Below are 20,265 nucleotides of genomic sequence, written 5' to 3'. Positions count from 1 at the left end.
TGACAAAAAGCGGACGTTTATGGGAAGATAACTATCATATAATTCGGATTTTCAAACACAAAGCAAACAAAAAGGTAAATAAATGTTACTTTAAGTGACATTTAACGAACACAGGAGGCGAATGATTGTGAACCGTGGGAATAAGCTGCTCGATTATGTCAAACTGCTTGATTCCTCTATTCAGGTCGGAGGGTTCACCCATTCCTTCGGCATGGATATCCATATCAAGGAGGGTACCATTCGTAATGCTGAAGATCTCGAATCATTCATGCGTTGTCAGTTGCATCCCAGCATCGTTCGTCTTGAAGGGATGGCCATAAAAGGCATCTATACCGCAGCAGATCACAAGGATACATGGCGGATAGCTCTGATCGACAAGCTCGTCCATGTTCAGCGAACTCCTGGAGATCTCAGAGAACAAGCTGCTGTTATGGGCAAACGATTGATCAGACTCGCACGCGCTCTGCACCCCTGGATTGATTTCAGCCAGCTCGAACAGATCTTCGCCAAATATGATTCGGTTGGCTGCCTCTCCACTGTTCATGCCTGGATTAACCACCATCTCGATATCCCGGTCGAGGAGGCGGTCCTTGGTTATCTGCATTCAGCCATGAATGCCTGCATAACCGAAGCCTCCAAAGTTATTCCCCTGAATAACGATATAACCAAAGATCTGATGGTCCGCCTGGCCGCAGATCTGGAGAATGAATGGAACACCGTCAGCGCCTCGGCTGCGGATGGACTGGCACAGCCAACCTCGATGTCCATGAAATCGTTTTTCCCCAGTTTCCATATGCTTGGAGCTGGACTTCATGCCTACAGGGCCTAATCCTCTTTCTCCTCAGCTTCACTTGCCTTCATTCGGACAAACAAAAAACACGCGGCAACCTCCTTGCCGACGTGTTTTTTTGTCATTTTATTTGTTTATTTAACGTATTTACGCCATTTAACATCACAAAATACACTTTTTTCCGTCTTTTTTAATTGTTAGATGACGCATTTACGTATATAATAAAATATACAGCTCGCATTTCTATATATTCTACATGAAGAGATGGCGACTGAATACTACAATCTAACCAGGGGTGAACCCTTTTGAACAAGAAAAAACCAGTGACTCCGTTCGGATGGGCCATCAAACGACGGCTAACCGAGCTTCAAGTGGACCAGAAGACCTTTTGTGAACAGTACGGTATCCCGCCCTATCGTTTGTCCAATCTCATTCACGGCACACGCAAAGCAACCCGCTTCAGGCATCTGGTCGCTGATATTTTGGATATTCCAGATGAACTGAGATAAGATTTCCGTCAAAGGAGGACCTCATTCATGAGACATGTTACATCCGACCTGGAAAGCCTTACGTTCCAATCCATACGTCACCAACTCATCATCGTTGACCACCACTGGGTTATCCACAGCTGCAACCGCGCTTGGCAACAGGGACTGGGTCAATTTCCACCAAGCTCGGATGCGAACAATAATCATAGACATTACCTGCATCTGTTGGAAGCTTGGGCGTTACGAGGCAGGAATGCCGCTACGGCACTTGTTGCACAGAATTTGAAAGAAAGCGGAACACCCTTTAATCGAAATCATACATATGACATCTGCGTGTATACGATATATAACGAAGAAAGGTGGTTCCGTACGGAACTCACCCCTCTAGTTCATACTGAGCCCCTTCCGGATACTCATCTGGCTTTGATCGCACACGTGGATATTACCGAACAGAAAAAGACAGAACGCCAATTAAAGAAGGCTCTGTCTGAAGTGCGTACATTACGTGGACTGCTGCCTATCTGCGCCGTCTGCAAACAGATCAAGGATGAAGAAGAACATTGGAACTCCGTCGAAAGTTATCTGGAGAAGCATACCCACGCCGAATTCACCCATGATATCTGCCCGGAATGCATTCGACGATTATATCCGAAATACTCGAACATCCTGGACAAGCGCTCCTGAACCCACTCTCCACCCGAAACTGCAGCTCCAACTAAACGGACAGATGATGTTCAAACTGGGACATATCCAGTTCTTGCGGTGTCCCGTGCAGGGTAATGGCACCTTTATCCATGATATAGATGTAATCTGCGGCATTGCGTACAAAATCAATACTCTGCTCCACCAGCAGAACAGAGAGATCCCCCTTCGCCTTGAGCTGCAAAATGACTTGCCGAATGTCCTCCACAATGGAAGGCTGGATACCTTCTGTTGGCTCATCAAGCAGCAGCAACCCCGGACGCGAAGCCAGCGCCCGGGCGAACGCCAACTGCTGCTGCTGCCCACCACTCAGATCTCCGCCCTGCCGTCCATACATCGTCGCAAGCACCGGGAACATCGCAAGCACATCCTCCGGGAACGTCTTTACACCTGGGGCACTTGTCTCAAGGCCAAGTAACAAGTTTTCTTTCACCGTAAGCTGCGGGAAAATCTCCCGCCCTTGCGGTACATAACCAATCCCCGCCCTCGCCCGCTTGGCTGAGTCCAAGGTGGATAACTCCTGATTTTTCCACTGAATATTGCCCTTGCGCGTTTTCAGTAGTCCCATTAATGTCTTCATCAACGTCGTTTTACCCACACCATTACGACCCATCAGACACACCACCTGCCCAGGCTGTACGTCCAGGCTCACACCACGAAGCACATTACTTTCCCCATAGCCGGATTCAATTCGTTGCAGCGACAGCATGGTCACCCCTCCTTTTGCCCAGATACACTTCCGCTACCTTCGGATCTGCCTGTACCTCCGCCATCGTACCTTCCTTCAGCAGTTTCCCTTCATGCATCACCGTTACCTTGGCTGCGAACTCTCGCACAAACTCCATATCATGCTCCACCACCACAACCGAGCGCTCACGCGCAATTTCTTGCAGTAGTCGCCCGGTCTTGTGTGTTTCTTCGTCCGTCATGCCTGCGGCTGGTTCGTCCAGCAACAACACCCGCGGCTCCTGTAGAAGCAGCATACCGATCTCCAGCCACTGCTTCTCCCCATGTGATAACGCTCCTGCACGAGCATCAACGCGGTCTTGCAGACCAATCTGGAGGGTAACATGCTCCATGGCAGCACTCATTTTCCCATATCGACGAATACCGATGGCTTGCAAAGGGGAACGGCGAGTCTCCGCCGCCAGTGTCAGATTCTCCTGCACCGTCAGACCCGCAAAGATCGATGGGGCCTGGAATTTGCGTCCCACACCTTTGCGAACAATCTGGTGTTCCTTCAGTCGTGTTAATTCCGTGCCATCCGCCATCTTCACCGAGCCGGACATGGGTTTTGTTTTGCCGCATATCACATCCAGCATCGTTGTTTTTCCAGCACCATTGGGTCCGATCAGAAAATGCAGGTCATGTTCATGCAGCTTCAGATTCATGCCTTTGACAGCAACGAACCCACCAAAGGCTACCGTAATATCCTCGGCTACCAACACCGCTGATTCCTCAGTAGACTTTAGGTTTTTCCCGAGTGACTTGGACATGCGCACTCTCTCCTCTCCGCTTCAACAAGCGAACGATATGACGATATACACCTACAATACCGTTTGGCATGAACAAAACGACTGTTACAAAGAGCCCACCAATGACAAACAGCCACCCTTCGGGGTAAGCCTCACTTATGCCTGTTTTGGCCGCATTCAGCACCACCGCTCCGATGACCGCCCCAATAAGCGTACCGCGACCACCCAATGCAACCCACAGGACCATCTCAATGGAAGGCACAATCCCCATCATCGATGGCGAGATAATACCCACCTGAAGAACAAACAACATGCCCGCGATGCCTGCAAGCGCACCGGAAAAAGCAAAAGCCAGCGTTTTATATCCTGCCGGATCATATCCGAGGAATCGCACCCGATTCTCCCCATCCCGCGCAGCTTCGAGCACTTGACCGAATCGACTGTTCACCATTCGACGACAGAGCATATAAGCGATCACCAGAACAGCAAGCGTTATATAGTAGAGAGCAATCGTCGTTCCAGCGGAATGAAGTGTAAAACCAAAGATCGAATTATATCCGGTGATGCCATTTGTTCCGCCCGTCCATTCCTGTTTACCAACAAAGAGTGTTACCGTAATGAGAACCAAGGCTTGAGTCAGGATGGTAAAATAAACACCAGTGATCCGGTTACGGAACGTAAACCACCCCAGGGCAAAGGCGAGCAATGCCGGAAGGGCTATCCCCAATAACAGCGCCACCGGGAAGGAGCGAAACGGCTCCCAGAACCATGGCAGACCACTGAGACCACTCCATCCCATGAAGTCAGGAAGTGTTGCTCCACTGGCCTGAAGCTTCAGATACATCGCCATCGCGTATCCACCCAGTCCAAAGAACACCCCATGCCCAAGACTCAACACACCTCCATATCCCCAGATCAGATCAAGACCAATGGCCAGGATTGCCAGCGCCAAAAACTTGGCTAACAGACTCAAACGAAACTCCGTGGAGATCAGTGGAGCAAGACACATCATAATCAGCACAACTGCCCAGATAATCCTCATTTTCAGACTGCCAGTCTTGAGTAAAGCGGACATGAACTAACCCCCTTTTTCACGTTAATCGAGACTCCGTGTGCGCATCGCGACCAATCCGCGTGGTTTCCATTGCAGGAAAGCAACGATACATACAAACACAAGCACCTTGCCAATGGAGGCCGAGGTATAGGTTTCGAACAGCGTGTTGAACATACCAATCCCCAATGCACCACACACGGTTCCGACCAATTTCCCTACGCCACCCAGGACAACGACCATGAACGCATCCACAATATAATACGTACCAAGTGAAGGACCTATCGGACCAATGAGTGTTAATGCACAACCTGCAATTCCGGCAATGCCCGAACCAATAGCAAAGGTCATGCCATCCACCCGCCGGGTAGAAATCCCAAGACACCCCGCCATGCTCCGATTTTGCATTACAGCCCTCATTCGTCTTCCGGAAGATGTTCGATAGATATAGAGGTACATACACAGCAGCACAACCGCAACCAGTGCGATAATGAAAATTCGTTTATACGGAAATACAATTCCATCCGAGATCGCCAATCCCCCATTGAGCCAAGCTGGACTGGATACTCCCACATTTGGTGCTCCGAATATGGTACGGGCCAGTTGTTGCAGCATCATGCCTACACCCCATGTCGCAAGCAGACTGTCCAGCGGCCTGCCATACAGATGCCTGATCAGAACCACTTCAAGCAACCAGCCAATCAGAGCCGCTACAATGAACGCAATTGGCAGAGCCACAACAAAGTAAGCACCAAACCACGCAGCTGGAGCATAGGACATGAACAGATTTTGTGTTACATACGTTGCATATGCACCGATCATGATCAGTTCACCGTGAGCCATATTGATGACATTCATCAGCCCAAACGTTACCGCAAGCCCCAATGCTATCAATAGCAGAATCGAACTGATACTCAGACCATTAAACATCTGCAGGATAAACATATCCATCGCTATCCCCTCCTCCATACCGTGACTCTCGATATTTCAATTGACTTCAATTCACACCAGCCCCACATTTCACGTCGTATTAACGCTTTACCGCGATGCGGTGAGAGGATGTGTTATCACACCCTCGTCTATGATTCAGCTGCTTTGAAGCGAGTTGCCTATGTTTATTTGCGAGGTTTCTATGTTATTTGGCGCTAAGGGAAGCTCCCCATTCATACGTTTTCAGATAAGGATCCGGCTTGACAGGCGCACCCGAATTCCACAATTCCTTGAACTGGCCATCCTCCTGCACCTCACCGATCCGTACGGTTTTGTAGATATGCTGATTCTCTCCATCGACGGTTACCTTACCTTCTGGGGCATCAAACTCCAGACCCTTGGCAGCCGCCTTCACCTTCTCCACGTCGGTTGATCCCGCTTTTTCCACCGCCGCCTTCCAGAGATAAACCGCCACATATCCCGCTTCAATCGGATCTGCTGTCACTCGATCAGCACCATATTTTTCTTTATACTTGGCAACAAATGTTGCATTCTCAGGCGTATCCGTTGTCTGATAATAATTCCACGAAGCCAGATGCCCCTTCAATACGTCTGCGCCAATACCACGGATTTCTTCCTCCGCCACACTCACCGACAGGGTTGTCATCTGATCCGAGGAGATTCCGGCATCCTTCAATTGTTTGAAGAAGGCCACATTGCTATCTCCGTTCAGCGTATTGTATACAATATCCGGCTTCGCAGCTTTGATTTTGCTAATGATGGTACTGTAATCGGTATGGCCCAGCGGTGTGTATTCCTCACCCACCACTTCGCCACCCTCTGCTGCGAGTTGTGCCTTAATGACCTGATTGGCCGTTTTTGGGAATACATAATCTGAACCGAGCAGATAAAACGTCTTGCCCCTGTTCTCCAGTAACCAGGTTACGGATGGAACGATCTGTTGATTGGTTGTTGCTCCTGTATAAAAAATATTTGGCGATGATTCCAACCCTTCATATTGCACCGGGTAAAACAATAGACCCTTGTTCTGTTCGAACACCGGGAGCATAGCCTTCCGACTTGCAGAGGTCCATCCGCCAAATACAGCAGCGACCTTATCCTGTTGCAGCAACTTCCCAGCCTTTTCTGCAAAAGTAGGCCAATCTGAAGCGCCATCCTCAACCACAGGCTCAATCTGTTTACCCAGAACCCCACCCGCGGCGTTGATCTCTTCAATAGCTAACATCTCGGCATCCTTAACGGATACCTCACTGATCGCCATTGTTCCGCTGAGGGAGTGAAGAATGCCAACTTTAATCGTATCCCCGGAGGCAGCCGGCTCTCCTGTACCACCTGAACCCGAAGCTTCAGGCGGCGCAGCGCCATCCACACATCCTGTCATCACAATGACCGCACCGAGCAAAATACTCCATAACTTGACCGACCTCTTCTTCAATAGCCTACACTCCCTTTTTTTAGTCTATTGACGAACATTAAGGTCATTTACATCCGAAATGTTCGTTGATCCAAATTATGGAGCGTTACACTCTTCATGTCAATATAGCTTACATAATTTTATTTCATGCCTACTCGTTTCATGCATAGTGCTAATAAGCTTTGAAGCTTATTGACAAAGGATTCACCCTGTGTGAGTATATTTAACATATAACATGATCCATGAACATATCAGACACTATAAGCGAAAGGTCGGATTGCCTTGCACTGGACTGAGCAGGAAAAGGAAAAACTCCTGATTACCGTGGCCGCTAACCTCGCCCGCGAACGAAGAGCACGCGGACTTAAGTTGAATGTCCCCGAAGCCATCGCCTTGTTGACCTCCGAACTTATGGAGCGGGCTCGGGATGGAATGAGTGTCGCAGAATTAATGAGATACGGAGGCACCATCCTGACACGCGAAGACTGTATGGATGGTGTTGCCGATATGATTCCTGAAGTACAGGTAGAAGCCACATTTCCTGACGGTACGAAACTGGTTACCGTACATGAACCTATACGCTGAGAAAGGCAGGAGAAGCCATGATTCCTGGTGAATACCGCTTGAAGCCAGATGACGACATCATCTGTCATCCGGATCGTTCAACCTTACGCCTGATTGTCCTTAACCGCGGCGACCGCCCCGTCCAGGTCGGCTCTCACGTTCACTTCTATGAAGTGAATGCAGCACTGGACTTCGATCGCACGTCAGCTTTCGGACATCGCCTGCACATTCCGGCAGGCACCGCAGTACGCTTCGAACCCGGTGAAGAGAAACCTGTTGATCTCACGACCTTTGGCGGCAAACGCCAGATTCACGGGTTCAACGGATTAACCGAAGGCCCTGCGGATCAAGCTCCTGACCCACAGAAACTGGAGGCATTCCTGAAGACGTTCTCCCCTCCCATACAAGATGGAGGTGAGCCTTCATGAAACGAATGAGCCGCGAACAATACGCGTCGATGTTCGGACCCACAACCGGTGATGCCGTAAGACTTGCGGATACCGAACTATGGGCAGAGATTGAACATGATTATGCCGTATATGGAGATGAGAGCAAGTTCGGGGGTGGCAAGGTTATCCGCGACGGGATGGGCCAGTCCACCTCTGCTCTGCGAAGTGACGGCACTCCTGATACTGTTATCACCAACGCCATCATTATCGATCATTGGGGTATTGTAAAAGCGGATATCGGCATTCGGGATGGTCACATCTGCGCCATCGGCAAATCTGGCAACCCGGATACAATGGATGGTGTGCATCCCGCACTGGTCATCGGTGCTTCCACGGAGATTATTGCTGGAGAAGGTATAATTGTTACTGCTGGCGGCATTGATACCCACATTCATTTCATCTGCCCACAGCAGATTCAGACCGCATTATCCTCCGGGGTAACAACCATGATCGGCGGCGGAACAGGACCGGCAACAGGTACCAAAGCCACCACCTGCACCCCGGGAGCCTGGCACATCCACCGGATGCTGGAGTCCGCAGAGGCTTTTCCCATGAACATCGGTTACCTTGGTAAAGGCAACAGTTCCAGTACTCCACCTTTAATCGAACAGATTGAAGCTGGTGTAATCGGCCTGAAGCTGCATGAGGATTGGGGTACTACCCCGAGCGCTATCGATGCCTGCCTGACTGCCGCCGGAGAACATGATGTTCAAGTCGCCATCCATACCGATACACTGAACGAAACTGGATTTCTCGAAAACACACTGGCTGCGATCAACGGCCGGACGATCCACACGTACCATACGGAAGGCGCTGGTGGCGGACACGCACCGGATATTATCCGGGCCGCTGGGGAGTCCTACGTCATCCCTTCGTCAACCAACCCAACACGACCGTACACACGCAACACTGTAGAAGAGCATCTCGATATGTTGATGGTGTGTCATCACCTGGACCCTTCCATCCCGGAAGATGTCGCTTTTGCCGATTCGCGGATTCGTCCCGAAACAATCGCAGCCGAAGACATTTTGCATGATCTTGGCGTGTTCAGCATCATCAGTTCCGATTCACAGGCCATGGGCCGAGTGGGCGAAGTCATTATCCGCACCTGGCAGACAGCCGACAAAATGAAGAAACAGCGCGGCAAACTTGAACTCAACCCGGATTCTCCCTCCGATAACGATCGGATCAAGCGATATGTGGCCAAGTACACCATCAATCCAGCTATCGCACACGGAATCGGCCATCTCGTCGGTTCGGTGGAAGTCGGTAAGCTGGCCGATCTAGTGGTATGGAAACCAGCCTACTTCGGAGTTAAACCCGAGATCGTCATCAAAGGTGGCATGATCACATTCGCCCAGATGGGTGATCCCAATGCTTCCATCCCGACACCTCAGCCCGTATTTGGCAGACCGATGTTCGGAGCCTATGGTAGCGCCATTGCCAGCGGATCGATCACCTTTGTTTCCCAAGCCGCAGCAGATGCAGGAATCAAAGAGACATTGGGCCTGAAAAAACGGGTTGAACCCGTCAAAGGCTGCCGCTCGGTCAGCAAAAAAGACATGATTCATAACGACGTAACCCCTGTCATTGAAGTCGATCCCGAAACCTATGAGGTTCGCGCCGACGGCGAGCTTCTCACCTGTGAACCCGCAGACGAGCTGCCTATGGCACAGCGGTACTTTATGTTTTGATATGAATATGGATTAGCTGATAAGGGGGCAACGCATGATGAATAGCGGCACGAAGCTACTTCGTTACGTTCAACTGCTGGATTCAGCGCTGCCCATCGGCGGGTTCTCCCATTCCTTCGGTCTGGAGGCTTATACGCATGATGGCACCGTGCGAAATACCGCGCAGCTTGAACAGTTTATTCGCAGCCAGCTTCATTCCAGTCTTGTTCGACTAGATGGCCTTGCCATCAAAGGAGTTTATCAGGCGATAAAACAGCAAGATGCCGCTCTACTTGCTCTATATGACAAGCGCGTCCACGCCCAGCGCTCCCCTCGGGAACTCAGGGAAAGCGGCCACAAAATGGGAAAGCGACTGCTTAAGCTCGCCCGCTCACTTTATCCATGGATGGACTTTTCCCTGATTGATGAGGCCATCCGGGAATACGGCGCGTATTGTGGCATTACTACCATTCACGGTTATATCAACTATCAATTGGAGATTGGATTGGATGAAGCCGTCACCGGGCATCTGTATACCTCAGTTAACGCTTATGTGAATAGCGCACTTCGCCTGCTGCCCATCGGACAAACCGAAGCACAGATGTTGGTTCAGAAACTGCTTGATGACATTGAAGCGGAATGGGCCCTCATTCGGGAAAATGACCCGGAAGATATGCACAGCTTCGGAATTGCCCAGGAAATCTACGCCATGCGGCACGAGAGCTTACCCGCGCGGCTGTTTATGTCTTAACTACAACTTTTATATAACTTAGGAGGAATTGTTATGTGTGGAGGAGCTAATCATACGCATCATCCGGAGTGGGAACGCAAGGCATTTGATCGGAGTCGTCCGATGCGAATTGGAATTGGCGGACCGGTAGGTTCAGGTAAAACAGCCCTGGTGGAGAAGCTATCCAAGGCACTGCGTACACGTTATAGTCTTGCTGTCATCACCAATGACATATATACCAAGGAAGATGCCGAAATCTTGCTGCGTCAGAATGCCTTGGCACCAGAGCGTATTATCGGCGTAGAGACAGGCGGATGCCCGCACACCGCTATTCGCGAGGATGCCTCCATGAATTTTGAAGCGGTTGACGAGTTGATTGAACGTTTCCCGGATCTGCAACTGATCTTTATCGAGAGCGGCGGCGACAACCTCTCTGCCGCATTCAGTCCAGAACTCGCTGATGTGTTCATCTACATTATCGACGTCGCCCAAGGGGAGAAACTTCCTCGCAAAGGCGGTCCCGGCATCACACGTTCAGATCTGTTGCTAATCAACAAAACCGACCTTGCCCCTTATGTTGGAGCAAGCCTGGAAGTCATGAAAAATGATACAGAGCGGGTACGTGAAGGCCGCCCTTATGTCATGTCTAATCTAATGAGCGGTGAAGGTGTGTCCGAGATTGTCCACTGGCTTGAACATCAATATATGGATGACGATGCTTCCGCTGCACATCTGCATTCACACAGCCATGAGCATGGCACTCACTCGCATTAATTCATCTTCTGCACCCAAGGGAACAGAGATGAATCGGAACGAAAGTGCAGGTGAACCCGTCACACGCCGCAGCGAGCTTCGGGCCACCTTTGCCTTTCAAGGTGAGCGGACTGTCATGACCGATCGTTATTATAGTGCACCTCTCCGGTTTAGCCGATCCTTTCGACCTCCCGGAGACGGAACCGAATTATGTGTGTACACGTCAGACGTCTCTCCTGGCGTCCTTAACGGGGATCATTATCATTCCGAGTGGGAATTAGGCGAAGGAACCCATGTGATGCTGAGCAGTACGTCAGCTACCCGACTTCATCCCACACCATCGCTCCCTTCTTCCGTCAATCATCATTTTCGGTTGGGAAAAGGAGCCACACTGGAATATTTCCCTGAATGCGTTATTCCCTTCAAGGGAAGTTCTTCTTCACTCGCTGTAACCTTTGAGCTGGAAGACCAGGCTATTCTGGCTTATGCAGATATCTGGTCTGCCGGACGGATTCATCGGGGAGAAGCTTTCCAATTCGAGCGTTACCGTAGCTTGACGGAGATATGGCAAGGAGAGCAACTGGCTGTCTGGGATCGATTCGGACTCGAACCGGAAACCGATGACCCCAAACACTCAGCATCTCTCCTTCACTATACGCATACCGCTGCGTTGTGGATGATCGCGCCGGGACTGGGCACTACGGAGTTGGAACGAGTCAGATCCGCTCTGCCACCAGATGGACGAATGCTCGCAGGGGCGAGTTTGCTGGCAACCGGAGGCATCGGCGTTCGACTACTTGGCATGGCAGCTTGGGAGCTTCAGGAGCAATGTCTTCAGATCTGGAATACACTCCGTCCCCATCTGCTGGGCAAAGAAACCCTCGTCTTTCGTAAATAAGGGCGTGAAGTATGAAAGATTCATACAAAAAAACCTCTGAACTGTCTCCGAGTGTGTTCGGATTAGTCCAGAGGTTTTTGTACATTCAGTCTATGGATGCTGCTCATATCACTTACGCTTCGTTTTCCTCAGAATCGTTCTCTGATTTGTTCTCAGCTCTATAGCGATAGTCTCCTGCATCCTTGCTTTCCTTGGATTTGCGGTAACGGGTAAACTCGATATATTCACTGATAAAAGACTGTTCCACAGTCGATAATTCACTTTCCTGGCAATTCAATTGCCGCAAAACGTCAAAAAAATAATCCTCCCGTTTTTCCCGCACCATCGCTTCCTTCGATGGACGCCCAATCATGAGCCAGTCCAGGCTCACATCAAAAAACGAAGCAATCTCAATTAATTTATTCGTACTCGGAATAGACTTGCCACGTTTCCAATCACCCAGATTGCCTGTGCTAATCTTCAGCTGTTGGCAGAAAGCCTTCTTGGTCATTCCTCGTTCGGCAATCAGGTGTTCAATTCGCTCATAGATCGACTGCATACAAGAACCGCCTTCCAACCGTAATAATCAACTCATTTGCTTGAATTATACCACATTATTCCTGAATGCTCAGCCTTTATATGCCTGGAACAGGATGAGGTATATCGTATAACACAAAGATAGACTCCCATGAATGATCATGGAAGTCTATCTTATCGTTGTTGCTGTGATGCGGTCGAGAGGACTCGAACCTCCACGGGTATACACCCACTACCCCCTCAAGATAGCGTGTCTGCCATTCCACCACGACCGCATATTCAATTTTAAAAATGGTGAGCCATGAAGGGCTCGAACCTTCGACACCCTGATTAAAAGTCAGGTGCTCTACCAACTGAGCTAATGGCTCTTGCTGTAAACTTCACCGAATGTGCCATGCTTCATTCTAGTCTCTAAGAGCAATGACTTTGAGGATTTCTCATCAGGAATATAGATCTCATGAGGTGGTGAAGATATGACCCGTAGGGGATTCGAACCCCTGTTACCTCCGTGAAAGGGAGGTGTCTTAACCCCTTGACCAACGGGCCTTAATAACAAGTTGTCTTTCTTGGCGACAAGAATGAGTATACCACAGGACAATTTGAACTTGCAACACTTTTTTTAAAAATTTAATTTTCAAGTCTTTTTTGTCCATTGTATATCACTCTTCAGAGACACGTTATTTGCCCTCTCCCCATTCATGCTAATGTCATTCCCGTACAGGAAAAATGTAAACCATTCGTCAAAACACTTATAAAAACTTACATTCACTTATAATATTGCAAAGCACATTAAGATTACTTATAATTAAAGTATCAGTATAAGTACGGTCATCCATACACCCGGAGGTGACATGTTTGTTTCAAGAAGAACGAATGCAGCTCATTGTTGAACATCTACGCAAACACAATCGCATCTCAGCTGATGATATTGTCACCTTGTTTGATGTATCACGCGATACTGCTCGCAGGGATCTGATCAAGCTCGAGGAACAGGATGCCATCATTCGAACACGTGGCGGTGCCATTCTCCCCCCTCCTCCGCAAGAATTCAGATCCTACAAAGACCGTCTACTCGATGTTTCTGAGGAAAAGAGGGCTATCGGCAAGCTCGCTGCCGCCATTGTAAGACAAGGCGAGATCATTATTTTGGATTCTTCCACGACCGTGCAGGCGTGTGCCGAGAACTTGAACGGCAAATCCTGTACCGTCATTACCAATTCAATTCATTCCGCTGATCTTCTCTCCAATCACACGGCTGTCCAGATTCGTTTACTCGGCGGCAAAGTGGATAAGGAACAACGTTATGTCTACGGTACTTCTGTTATCGAGACCCTCTCCCACTATTATGTAGATAAAGCCTTTATCGGAATTGGCGGTATCACGATGGATGGCTTCAGTGCTTCCGAAGAGGAAGGGAAAATTAAACAACAAATGATGAAGGCTGCCAAGAAAGTTGTGGTTCTTGCAGATCAATCCAAGTTTGATAGACGTTATGGTTATCGTTTTGCCGACTGGTCATTGGTGGATGTATTGATTACGGATCAATGGCCAACTAAAGAATGGCTTGTTTTTCTAGCCGAACAGCAAGTTGAGATTCTCATTCCCGAACCTACAGATGATAAGGAGTTGTAAGTATATGAAATTATTTGCCACAGATTTAGATGGAACATTATTAAACAGAGACAGCCAGATTAGCCCGGAGAACGCAGCAGCCATTCAAAAAGCACAGCAATCAGGTATGAAGGTTACAATCGCTACAGGACGCGTCTATTCCGACGTGGTGACCATCAGCCGCGAAGGTGGAATCAAAACCCCAATTATCGGCTCCAACGGAGCGACAATTCATGACGCAGACGGTGAACGTTTATTCCATCTTCCGCTCGAGCGTGACACAGCATCTTCCGTCATGCAGTGGCTGGAAGATCATGATGTCTATTATGAGGCTTCAACGCAACAAGGCATCTATGCCCCGCGTAGCAGTCATGAGACCTTGCTCGCCGAGATGGAACGTGTTCTTGGTTCGAACCCTGGTGAGGACATTGCACGCATGATTCGCTCCATCAAGAAACACTATGACAAAAAAGACTACCACCGCGTAAACAGCCACCTCGAGATTCCGGCAGAAGCCTACATCTATAATATTATGGCCTTCTCCATGAATCCGGACAAAGTAAAGACAGGACGAGAATACTTCGGTTCCCGATCCGATGTCGCAATGGTTGTATCCTTTGAGCATAACTTCGAAATGCAGCACCCGGACGTATCCAAAGGTAATGCCCTCACCAAACTGGCGGCTCACCTGAACATCTCCATGGAAGATACAGTAGCGATCGGCGATAACTTCAACGATGTCTCCATGTTAAAAATGGCTGGACTCGGCATCGCCATGGGGAATGGCGAACCCGAAATTCAAGCATTAGCCAAAGCGATAACGCTGACGAATGTCGAGCACGGTGTCGCACATGCCATTGAGTGCCTGCTTGAAGGCAAACCGGTGTCTCGTCCGGAAACGATTGTCGGAGAAGGTCAGTAATTGAACCCATACTGAATTAAGCACTGAACCTGCATGGTCGCCTGTTGATCCATGCAGGTTCGCTTCATTTTAACTCAGCAGATCGAACGTGAGGCACGTCCTGTAACAAAATAATCAGTTGCTCGCCCCGGTATGAACCCGGCAGCTGCAACGTGAACTCAAGCACAGTCTCTTCCACGGAGTCTGTGCTTGTTTGCTGTTCTGTTTTAAACCCGATGACCGAGATCTTCTCCTGTCCCAGAAGTGCCAAAACAGTCTGCAGCGCTTCCCCTTCCTTTTGCAGGTGAATGGTTAACGTCTCTGTTCGTGCCGACACCAGCCAGCGTGTGGGTCTATGCAGTAGCATCTGTGCCACTACAATAAGCAGTGTCACGCCTGCACCTGTCCAATACAGACCTGAACCCACCGCAAGTCCCATGCCTGCCGTAGCCCATATACCAGCCGCTGTGGTCAATCCTCTGACCGTGTGACGCTGCGTGAAGATCATGCCTGCTCCAATGAAACCTACACCGCTTACCACCTGTGCTGCGATCCTCGAAGGATCAAGAGACAGATTGTCCCAGCCAGCTTGATCCTGGAATCCGTACTTAGACACAATCATCATCAGGGCAGCACCAACGGCCACCACAAAATGAGTACGAATCCCCGCCTCTTTCATTCGATTCTTGCGCTCATATCCGATTAGCACACCACATATTCCAGCTATGAGTACACGCATCAAATATTCCACTTCCATGCACATCACCTCTTTCATTATGTATATGCTTACATGAGTCTATCTTTACTATTACCCAATCTTTCCCTGACTATATAAGTTGAACTAAAGATTATTTACACTGGCACTACGATGACAGAACAACCTTCCAATCGCTGTTATCCCCAGATTTTTTCGATTCCCTTTTCTCAAGGGAAAATCCGGTGATAAAGGCGAGCGCTTCGCTTTTTCAGTTTGTTTCTGTCCTCTCCGTTATCGTGTAAATGATTAATTCATCTTATATAATAAAAAGCCTCTACTCAGGTCACTTCTCTGCCCGGAAATTTTCCCCTTGTCTCTTGCCCAATCCGAAATATTGTCTGAAATTATATATCAGCGGATGCCATTCCTCTGGATTAATCTTGTTCGGTCCAGATATTAGTCTTGTGTGTGCGTGCACCTTCAACGCTTTCACTTCAACAATCGCCATGAACGGTGTATGTTCGGGAATACGTATGTGTTGTACAGCCGCTTCAATCTGGAGCGGACATTCAACTATTTTATCTGGAGCCACCTGAACCGAGCATTCGGATGTCAGTCCAGCTACAGTGAATTTATCATGACAATATTCATAGCCCATCTGCCTTTTCTCCTCAGGAACCGGGTTAACTCCCGTATAACGACCCAATGCCTCAACCTTTCTCCACATGGTCGCATCTGGTAAATTAATCACAGACTCCGGATGTCGACTCAGATTTTCATAGGCTTTGCCCTGTATACCCAGACCAAGAACCAAACAATCCCCAAGCGCCCAAGACGAGGATAATGGTGACAGGTTGGTTGACCCATCTTCATTTAATGTGCTTAGCAGCAATACAGGCGTACCATAATATAAAATACTGGGATTAATCGTTTCATGTTGAATCACTGCTGGACTCGCGGACAACTGCTCTGTAGCAAAGTCCTGTTTCGTTATCTTTTTCATCCTGAACCTCTCCTGTTCCCATTCCAATGATATATAAGCTCAATCTGACCGTAGGACGATACAACTGGATTGTAATACAGTAATAGTTCAGATATGATCGAAGTATGATTGTATATCCGAATATTACTGTTATTGCGTCGTTAATCGCTGATCCAAGCCGCGCTATTTTTCTGTCATCCTTACTGGATGGCCGTGCGTTGCCCGCAGGAGAGCTTGCTCATATGGCAAGTGTCACTCCCCAGACGGCAAGCAGCCATCTAGCTAAACTCGTAGAAGGAGGATTACTCGAAGTTGAACAACAAGGGCGTCATCGATACTACCGTCTTGCAAACAAAGAAATTGCTGATCTGATTGAAAGCATGGCCAGTATTGCCCCGCCTGTAGAGATCCGCTCTCTCAAACAATCCGATCAGCTTCAACAATTGAGTCATGCACGGACCTGTTATGCTCATTTGGCAGGGAAATTGGGAATCTCGCTCTGTGAAGCCTTAGTACAGAAGGGGTATCTTGCAGAGCCCGAAGAGGCACACAGCAAGGATTATCAAGTTACAGAGAAAGGAATACAGTGGTTCACTACGTTTGGAATTGAACTTCAGATGAAGCCGGGATCACGCCGTGCCATCGCTCGCAAATGTCTGGATTGGAGCGAACGCCGTCATCATCTCTCAGGTATGCTTGGGGATCAACTCAGACATCGGTTAGCGGAACTGGACTGGATTCGTCAAAAAACAGGAAGTCGCTCTGTCGAAGTAACGGAAGCAGGCAAGAAAGGTTTATACGAGGTGTTGAGCATTACACTTTAAGCAGAAGCGTATACAAGGGATAACCAAAGATCAGTAAACGCAAAAAATCCCCTTCACACTGACCGTTAACCGGTCTAATGTGAAGAGGATTTTTTGTCATTCAGAACGGAGAGAGAGGGATTCGAACCCTCGCACCGCTTACGCAGTCTAACCCCTTAGCAGAGGGTCCCCTTATAGCCACTTGGGTATCTCTCCAAGAAATGGCTCCCCGAACAGGGCTCGAACCTGTGACAACTCGATTAACAGTCGAGTGCTCTACCAACTGAGCTATCAGGGAAAATTAACTTGAATAAGATTAATTTATCATGATTAATAATCCAAGTCAACATCCCTTCCATGATTTCCTAATTGTATTGCTTTCTTCCTCTCAGAAGGAAGAAGACATCGCAAGCGGGGTAGTATTTTTAATCATGTTCCTGTCTGCTCGAGGAAGGCATACACTCACTTGGAATACATCTCCATCCACTTGAATTCTCATAGAACCTTCATGCAATTCAACAATGCTTCTGGCTATGGACAAACCTAGACCTGAACCCTCCGTCGAACGGGAACGGTCCCCCCGTTTAAAACGTTCAAAAATCTCATCAGATGAGAATTCCATCTCATATGCGGATACATTTTTAATCTTAAACTCCAATTGATTACCTTGTTCGACCAGTTCAATATAGACTCTGGATTGGGGCAGACCATATTTCAAAACGTTTCCCAACACATTCTCCATTACGCGCCACATCCGGCTGCCGTCCACCATTGCGTATACAGGCTCAGACTCCTCACGCATCCTTATCTGTAACTCTGCCTGTTCAAACGAATCACTATATTCTGCTACAGCCTGCCGAAGTAACTCCCCTATGTCTATCTGTTTTAAATGAAGTTCCACATCTCCGCTCGCCATTTTCGCTGCTTCAAATAAGTCCTCCACCAACAAACACAGACGCTGCGTTTTCCGTTCCAGAACTTGAATGTAGCCAACCTTCTCCTCCTCTGTACCCTCCTCGCGCTTAAGCAGATCAATATAACTAACCAAAGAGGTTACAGGTGTTTTCAGATCATGAGAAACGTTAGCGATCAACTCGGATTTCATACGCTGACTCTAACCTGTTCTTTCATTGCATTCTGGAGCCCTTGTCTCATTCCGTTCATCTCTGTTACCAGAGGTTGCATTACGCCTGTTACATGCTCTGGGAACTGTACATTGAACCGGCCTTCCCCCATTTCCTTAGCCGCTTGCGTAAGTTGCTGCACCACATGAATCAGTTGAAGAATGCTATATACCAAGAAAACACTGATCAGAACTGTCAAAAACACCAATGGAGTAACCATTGAAGAATCAGTGGACGCGAGAGAAATAACAGTAAATTGCATAAGACATTGCACAACGCATAGCAAGATTAAACGCTGTATTCTTTTTTGGTCGGCTGCCTCGCCTTGCTTCACAATCTTTTTCACCAAACTGTACAATTTCCATACCCATATCTCGTTCCGTATTGGCCTATGACTGGAGATATTCCCGATATACCGGACAGCCCCCCTTACGTGCACACCAACAAACCACACTCCCAGGCTAGCGATGAACATGCCTATAAAATAGATTAAGGTATCACTTATCCATCGACGAGTGAACAAGTGGGGAGTTATCCCATGATCTGAAGTCACCGAGTTTAGTACTTTCAACAGCAGAAAGGACCCTATACAGAAGACAATAAAATGTACATCCAAGGAAAGTTTTTCACTCCACCAAGTTATTATATCCCGATATTTACTGTTCTCAGGCAAAGGAATACGATTTGCAGTCACAAGTAGCGCCGTACCAATGACTAGGAGCAGGATCAAAGGTATAACACCAGATACATTCCAATCTTTATAAATGAATCGCATCTCATACCTCAATGATGCAAGCTTCATAAACACCAGTGTAAAACAAATCATCGCTGCTATCCGAACTCCGTAAGCCAGCATATTATTCTTCCAATTTGTAACCAATACCCCACACCACCTTTATATATTTAGGTTCTCTGGGATTGAATTCAATCTTCTCACGGATTCTGCGGATGTGAACAGCGACTGTATTCTCCGGCTGAAAGGCGGGCTCTTTCCATACACGTTCATAAATTTCATCGATAGCAAAGATCCGGCCCTTATTCTCCATAAAAAGCCTAAGAATATGAAATTCGGTAGGCGTCAGCCTAACATCTTCTCCTTCCAAGGTCATTGTTTTCTTCTGTTTGTTATATATTAGGCCACGAACCTGAATCTCCTGTTCTGCGTCTTCGGAACTTTGATGTATCTGCGCACCCAGGCCGGTGAAGCGTCGTAACTGGGACTTTACCCTTGCCATAAGTTCCAATGGGTTGAATGGCTTGGCTATGTAATCATCCGCACCGATGTTCAAACCCACAATTTTATCATAATCCTCTGTTCTGGCAGATAACATAATAATCGGAACATTACAGGTTTCACGAATTTCAAGTGTCGTCTGCAGTCCATCCAATCCAGGCATCATAATATCCATAATAATGAGCTGAACAGAATGGGCTTGGAGCTTTTGCAATGCCTCTGCCCCATCCGACGCCTTGTAAACCCCGATTCCTTCACTACGCAAATAAATTTCAATCGCATTGCTGATATCGGGATCATCATCAACAACCAATACACTGTGGGCCTTCAAAGGGGCACTCCTCCTTTTCTTTTAAACTGGATTATGTGGACTGATGAACAGTTTACATCAGATAAATGACAGGAATTCCAACAAAAGATTTACAAATTTCTTAAGATCCATCCGCACTATACTCCAAA

23 protein-coding genes and 5 tRNA genes are annotated in these 20,265 nt (G+C 48.2%); 12 read left to right on the top strand and 16 right to left on the bottom strand.

Annotation, left to right across the window (positions count from 1 at the left end; all coding sequences use genetic code 11):
- Positions 1 to 127 precede the first annotated feature (127 nt).
- The 3 genes from WFI24_RS06290 to WFI24_RS06280 all read left to right on the top strand — a co-directional run bounded on the left by WFI24_RS06290 (position 128) and on the right by WFI24_RS06280 (position 1,962).
- Entirely contained in the window at positions 128 to 829 is a 702-nt protein-coding gene (locus WFI24_RS06290; protein WP_186327732.1) for an urease accessory protein UreF, read from the top strand.
- A 266-nt stretch (positions 830 to 1,095) separates the two neighbouring features.
- Positions 1,096 to 1,299, top strand: a complete 204-nt coding sequence (locus tag WFI24_RS06285; RefSeq protein ID WP_145320414.1) for an XRE family transcriptional regulator — start codon at positions 1,096 to 1,098, stop codon at positions 1,297 to 1,299.
- A 27-nt stretch (positions 1,300 to 1,326) separates the two neighbouring features.
- Entirely contained in the window at positions 1,327 to 1,962 is a 636-nt protein-coding gene (locus WFI24_RS06280) for a hypothetical protein (RefSeq protein WP_336759548.1), read from the top strand.
- Positions 1,963 to 1,993: 31 nt separating this feature from the next.
- Here the strand turns inward: WFI24_RS06280 and urtE are convergent, their stop codons facing one another.
- The 5 genes from urtE to urtA form a co-directional block, all read right to left on the bottom strand.
- Positions 1,994 to 2,689, bottom strand: a complete 696-nt coding sequence (gene urtE / locus WFI24_RS06275) for an urea ABC transporter ATP-binding subunit UrtE (RefSeq protein WP_336759547.1) — start codon at positions 2,687 to 2,689, stop codon at positions 1,994 to 1,996.
- Positions 2,667 to 3,476 carry an urea ABC transporter ATP-binding protein UrtD gene (gene urtD, locus WFI24_RS06270; RefSeq protein ID WP_336759546.1) on the bottom strand — a complete coding sequence of 270 codons (810 nt, stop codon included), beginning with the start codon at positions 3,474 to 3,476 and terminating at the stop codon, positions 2,667 to 2,669. Before urtD ends, urtE begins: the two co-directional genes overlap by 23 nt.
- A complete protein-coding gene (gene urtC, locus WFI24_RS06265) occupies positions 3,439 to 4,530 on the bottom strand; it encodes an urea ABC transporter permease subunit UrtC (RefSeq protein WP_076209468.1) in 1,092 nt (363 codons plus the stop codon). The genes urtD and urtC overlap by 38 nt, the downstream gene beginning before the upstream one ends.
- Before the next feature lie 21 nt (positions 4,531 to 4,551).
- Complete coding sequence (urtB, locus tag WFI24_RS06260) at positions 4,552 to 5,457, bottom strand: urea ABC transporter permease subunit UrtB (RefSeq protein ID WP_036610830.1); 906 nt, start codon at positions 5,455 to 5,457, stop codon at positions 4,552 to 4,554.
- 184 nt (positions 5,458 to 5,641) lie between these two features.
- Positions 5,642 to 6,892 (bottom strand): urea ABC transporter substrate-binding protein, encoded by a 1,251-nt coding sequence (gene urtA, locus WFI24_RS06255; protein WP_336759545.1) that lies wholly within the window; start codon positions 6,890 to 6,892, stop codon positions 5,642 to 5,644.
- Positions 6,893 to 7,153: 261 nt separating this feature from the next.
- Here urtA and WFI24_RS06250 point away from each other — a divergent pair, with 261 nt between their 5' ends.
- Genes WFI24_RS06250 through WFI24_RS06225 form a run of 6 tightly spaced genes read left to right on the top strand, consistent with a single transcriptional unit; the run spans position 7,154 to position 11,938 of the window.
- A complete protein-coding gene (locus WFI24_RS06250) occupies positions 7,154 to 7,456 on the top strand; it encodes an urease subunit gamma (RefSeq protein WP_062833121.1) in 303 nt (100 codons plus the stop codon).
- 17 nt (positions 7,457 to 7,473) lie between these two features.
- A complete protein-coding gene (locus WFI24_RS06245; protein WP_145320426.1) occupies positions 7,474 to 7,863 on the top strand; it encodes an urease subunit beta in 390 nt (129 codons plus the stop codon).
- Positions 7,860 to 9,578: an urease subunit alpha gene (gene ureC, locus WFI24_RS06240; protein WP_336759544.1), complete on the top strand. Its 1,719-nt coding sequence runs from the start codon at positions 7,860 to 7,862 to the stop codon at positions 9,576 to 9,578. The genes WFI24_RS06245 and ureC overlap by 4 nt, the downstream gene beginning before the upstream one ends.
- Before the next feature lie 34 nt (positions 9,579 to 9,612).
- Positions 9,613 to 10,308 carry an urease accessory UreF family protein gene (locus tag WFI24_RS06235; RefSeq protein ID WP_145320429.1) on the top strand — a complete coding sequence of 232 codons (696 nt, stop codon included), beginning with the start codon at positions 9,613 to 9,615 and terminating at the stop codon, positions 10,306 to 10,308.
- 33 nt (positions 10,309 to 10,341) lie between these two features.
- Entirely contained in the window at positions 10,342 to 11,061 is a 720-nt protein-coding gene (gene ureG, locus WFI24_RS06230; protein ID WP_017690021.1) for an urease accessory protein UreG, read from the top strand.
- Positions 10,967 to 11,938 carry an urease accessory protein UreD gene (locus WFI24_RS06225; protein ID WP_336759543.1) on the top strand — a complete coding sequence of 324 codons (972 nt, stop codon included), beginning with the start codon at positions 10,967 to 10,969 and terminating at the stop codon, positions 11,936 to 11,938. The genes ureG and WFI24_RS06225 overlap by 95 nt, the downstream gene beginning before the upstream one ends.
- 112 nt (positions 11,939 to 12,050) lie before the next feature.
- Here WFI24_RS06225 and WFI24_RS06220 read toward each other — a convergent pair whose 3' ends face one another.
- The 4 genes from WFI24_RS06220 to WFI24_RS06205 all read right to left on the bottom strand — a co-directional run bounded on the left by WFI24_RS06220 (position 12,051) and on the right by WFI24_RS06205 (position 13,000).
- A complete protein-coding gene (locus WFI24_RS06220) occupies positions 12,051 to 12,476 on the bottom strand; it encodes a helix-turn-helix domain-containing protein (protein ID WP_336759542.1) in 426 nt (141 codons plus the stop codon).
- Between the two features lie 170 nt (positions 12,477 to 12,646).
- Positions 12,647 to 12,729 (bottom strand) — tRNA-Leu (locus WFI24_RS06215).
- A 17-nt stretch (positions 12,730 to 12,746) separates the two neighbouring features.
- A tRNA-Lys gene (locus WFI24_RS06210) sits at positions 12,747 to 12,822 on the bottom strand.
- 106 nt (positions 12,823 to 12,928) lie between these two features.
- Positions 12,929 to 13,000: transfer RNA gene (locus WFI24_RS06205), tRNA-Glu, on the bottom strand.
- Between the two features lie 309 nt (positions 13,001 to 13,309).
- Here WFI24_RS06205 and WFI24_RS06200 point away from each other — a divergent pair.
- Together WFI24_RS06200 and WFI24_RS06195 are read left to right on the top strand one after the other, a co-directional pair.
- Complete coding sequence (locus tag WFI24_RS06200) at positions 13,310 to 14,086, top strand: DeoR/GlpR family DNA-binding transcription regulator (protein ID WP_336759541.1); 777 nt, start codon at positions 13,310 to 13,312, stop codon at positions 14,084 to 14,086.
- 4 nt (positions 14,087 to 14,090) lie between these two features.
- On the top strand, positions 14,091 to 14,987 hold the full coding sequence (locus tag WFI24_RS06195; RefSeq protein ID WP_336759540.1) for a Cof-type HAD-IIB family hydrolase: 897 nt from the start codon (positions 14,091 to 14,093) through the stop codon (positions 14,985 to 14,987).
- A gap of 64 nt (positions 14,988 to 15,051) precedes the next feature.
- Here WFI24_RS06195 and WFI24_RS06190 read toward each other — a convergent pair whose 3' ends face one another.
- Positions 15,052 to 15,723 carry an MgtC/SapB family protein gene (locus WFI24_RS06190; protein WP_145320437.1) on the bottom strand — a complete coding sequence of 224 codons (672 nt, stop codon included), beginning with the start codon at positions 15,721 to 15,723 and terminating at the stop codon, positions 15,052 to 15,054.
- Between the two features lie 283 nt (positions 15,724 to 16,006).
- On the bottom strand, positions 16,007 to 16,666 hold the full coding sequence (locus tag WFI24_RS06185) for a flavin reductase family protein (protein WP_336759539.1): 660 nt from the start codon (positions 16,664 to 16,666) through the stop codon (positions 16,007 to 16,009).
- Positions 16,667 to 16,770: 104 nt separating this feature from the next.
- On the opposite strand from WFI24_RS06185, the gene WFI24_RS06180 reads away from it, so the two are divergent.
- Positions 16,771 to 17,469 (top strand): ArsR/SmtB family transcription factor, encoded by a 699-nt coding sequence (locus WFI24_RS06180; RefSeq protein WP_336759538.1) that lies wholly within the window; start codon positions 16,771 to 16,773, stop codon positions 17,467 to 17,469.
- Positions 17,470 to 17,575: 106 nt separating this feature from the next.
- Here the strand turns inward: WFI24_RS06180 and WFI24_RS06175 are convergent.
- From WFI24_RS06175 to WFI24_RS06155, 5 genes are all read right to left on the bottom strand, one after another.
- Positions 17,576 to 17,664 (bottom strand) — tRNA-Ser (locus WFI24_RS06175).
- Positions 17,665 to 17,670: 6 nt separating this feature from the next.
- Positions 17,671 to 17,746, bottom strand: a tRNA-Asn gene (locus WFI24_RS06170).
- 90 nt (positions 17,747 to 17,836) lie between these two features.
- Positions 17,837 to 18,553 (bottom strand): sensor histidine kinase, encoded by a 717-nt coding sequence (locus WFI24_RS06165; protein WP_336759537.1) that lies wholly within the window; start codon positions 18,551 to 18,553, stop codon positions 17,837 to 17,839.
- Positions 18,550 to 19,452, bottom strand: coding sequence for a hypothetical protein (locus tag WFI24_RS06160; protein WP_336759536.1), 903 nt, complete (start codon positions 19,450 to 19,452; stop codon positions 18,550 to 18,552). The genes WFI24_RS06165 and WFI24_RS06160 overlap by 4 nt, the downstream gene beginning before the upstream one ends.
- Complete coding sequence (locus WFI24_RS06155) at positions 19,430 to 20,137, bottom strand: response regulator transcription factor (protein ID WP_336759535.1); 708 nt, start codon at positions 20,135 to 20,137, stop codon at positions 19,430 to 19,432. Before WFI24_RS06155 ends, WFI24_RS06160 begins: the two co-directional genes overlap by 23 nt.
- Positions 20,138 to 20,265 lie beyond the last annotated feature (128 nt).

Source organism: Paenibacillus sp. USHLN196, from assembly GCF_037144955.1.
Lineage (GTDB): Bacteria > Bacillota > Bacilli > Paenibacillales > Paenibacillaceae > Paenibacillus > Paenibacillus xylanexedens_C.
This window is presented reverse-complemented; position numbering and strand designations above follow the sequence as displayed.

What these genes read in the sequence shown, in the direction of transcription:
- WFI24_RS06280 (WP_336759548.1), top strand. Translation starts at nt 1,327, where the DNA reads ATGAGACATGTTACATCCGACCTGGAAAGCCTTACGTTCCAATCCATA.
- WFI24_RS06165 (WP_336759537.1), bottom strand. Translation starts at nt 18,553, where the DNA reads ATGAAATCCGAGTTGATCGCTAACGTTTCTCATGATCTGAAAACACCT.
- urtB (WP_036610830.1), bottom strand. Translation starts at nt 5,457, where the DNA reads ATGGATATGTTTATCCTGCAGATGTTTAATGGTCTGAGTATCAGTTCG.
- WFI24_RS06220 (WP_336759542.1), bottom strand. Translation starts at nt 12,476, where the DNA reads ATGCAGTCGATCTATGAGCGAATTGAACACCTGATTGCCGAACGAGGA.
- urtC (WP_076209468.1), bottom strand. Translation starts at nt 4,530, where the DNA reads ATGTCCGCTTTACTCAAGACTGGCAGTCTGAAAATGAGGATTATCTGG.
- WFI24_RS06180 (WP_336759538.1), top strand. Translation starts at nt 16,771, where the DNA reads ATGATTGTATATCCGAATATTACTGTTATTGCGTCGTTAATCGCTGAT.
- ureC (WP_336759544.1), top strand. Translation starts at nt 7,860, where the DNA reads ATGAAACGAATGAGCCGCGAACAATACGCGTCGATGTTCGGACCCACA.
- urtD (WP_336759546.1), bottom strand. Translation starts at nt 3,476, where the DNA reads ATGTCCAAGTCACTCGGGAAAAACCTAAAGTCTACTGAGGAATCAGCG.
- WFI24_RS06190 (WP_145320437.1), bottom strand. Translation starts at nt 15,723, where the DNA reads ATGGAAGTGGAATATTTGATGCGTGTACTCATAGCTGGAATATGTGGT.
- WFI24_RS06195 (WP_336759540.1), top strand. Translation starts at nt 14,091, where the DNA reads ATGAAATTATTTGCCACAGATTTAGATGGAACATTATTAAACAGAGAC.
- urtE (WP_336759547.1), bottom strand. Translation starts at nt 2,689, where the DNA reads ATGCTGTCGCTGCAACGAATTGAATCCGGCTATGGGGAAAGTAATGTG.
- ureG (WP_017690021.1), top strand. Translation starts at nt 10,342, where the DNA reads ATGTGTGGAGGAGCTAATCATACGCATCATCCGGAGTGGGAACGCAAG.
- WFI24_RS06235 (WP_145320429.1), top strand. Translation starts at nt 9,613, where the DNA reads ATGATGAATAGCGGCACGAAGCTACTTCGTTACGTTCAACTGCTGGAT.
- WFI24_RS06245 (WP_145320426.1), top strand. Translation starts at nt 7,474, where the DNA reads ATGATTCCTGGTGAATACCGCTTGAAGCCAGATGACGACATCATCTGT.
- WFI24_RS06185 (WP_336759539.1), bottom strand. Translation starts at nt 16,666, where the DNA reads ATGAAAAAGATAACGAAACAGGACTTTGCTACAGAGCAGTTGTCCGCG.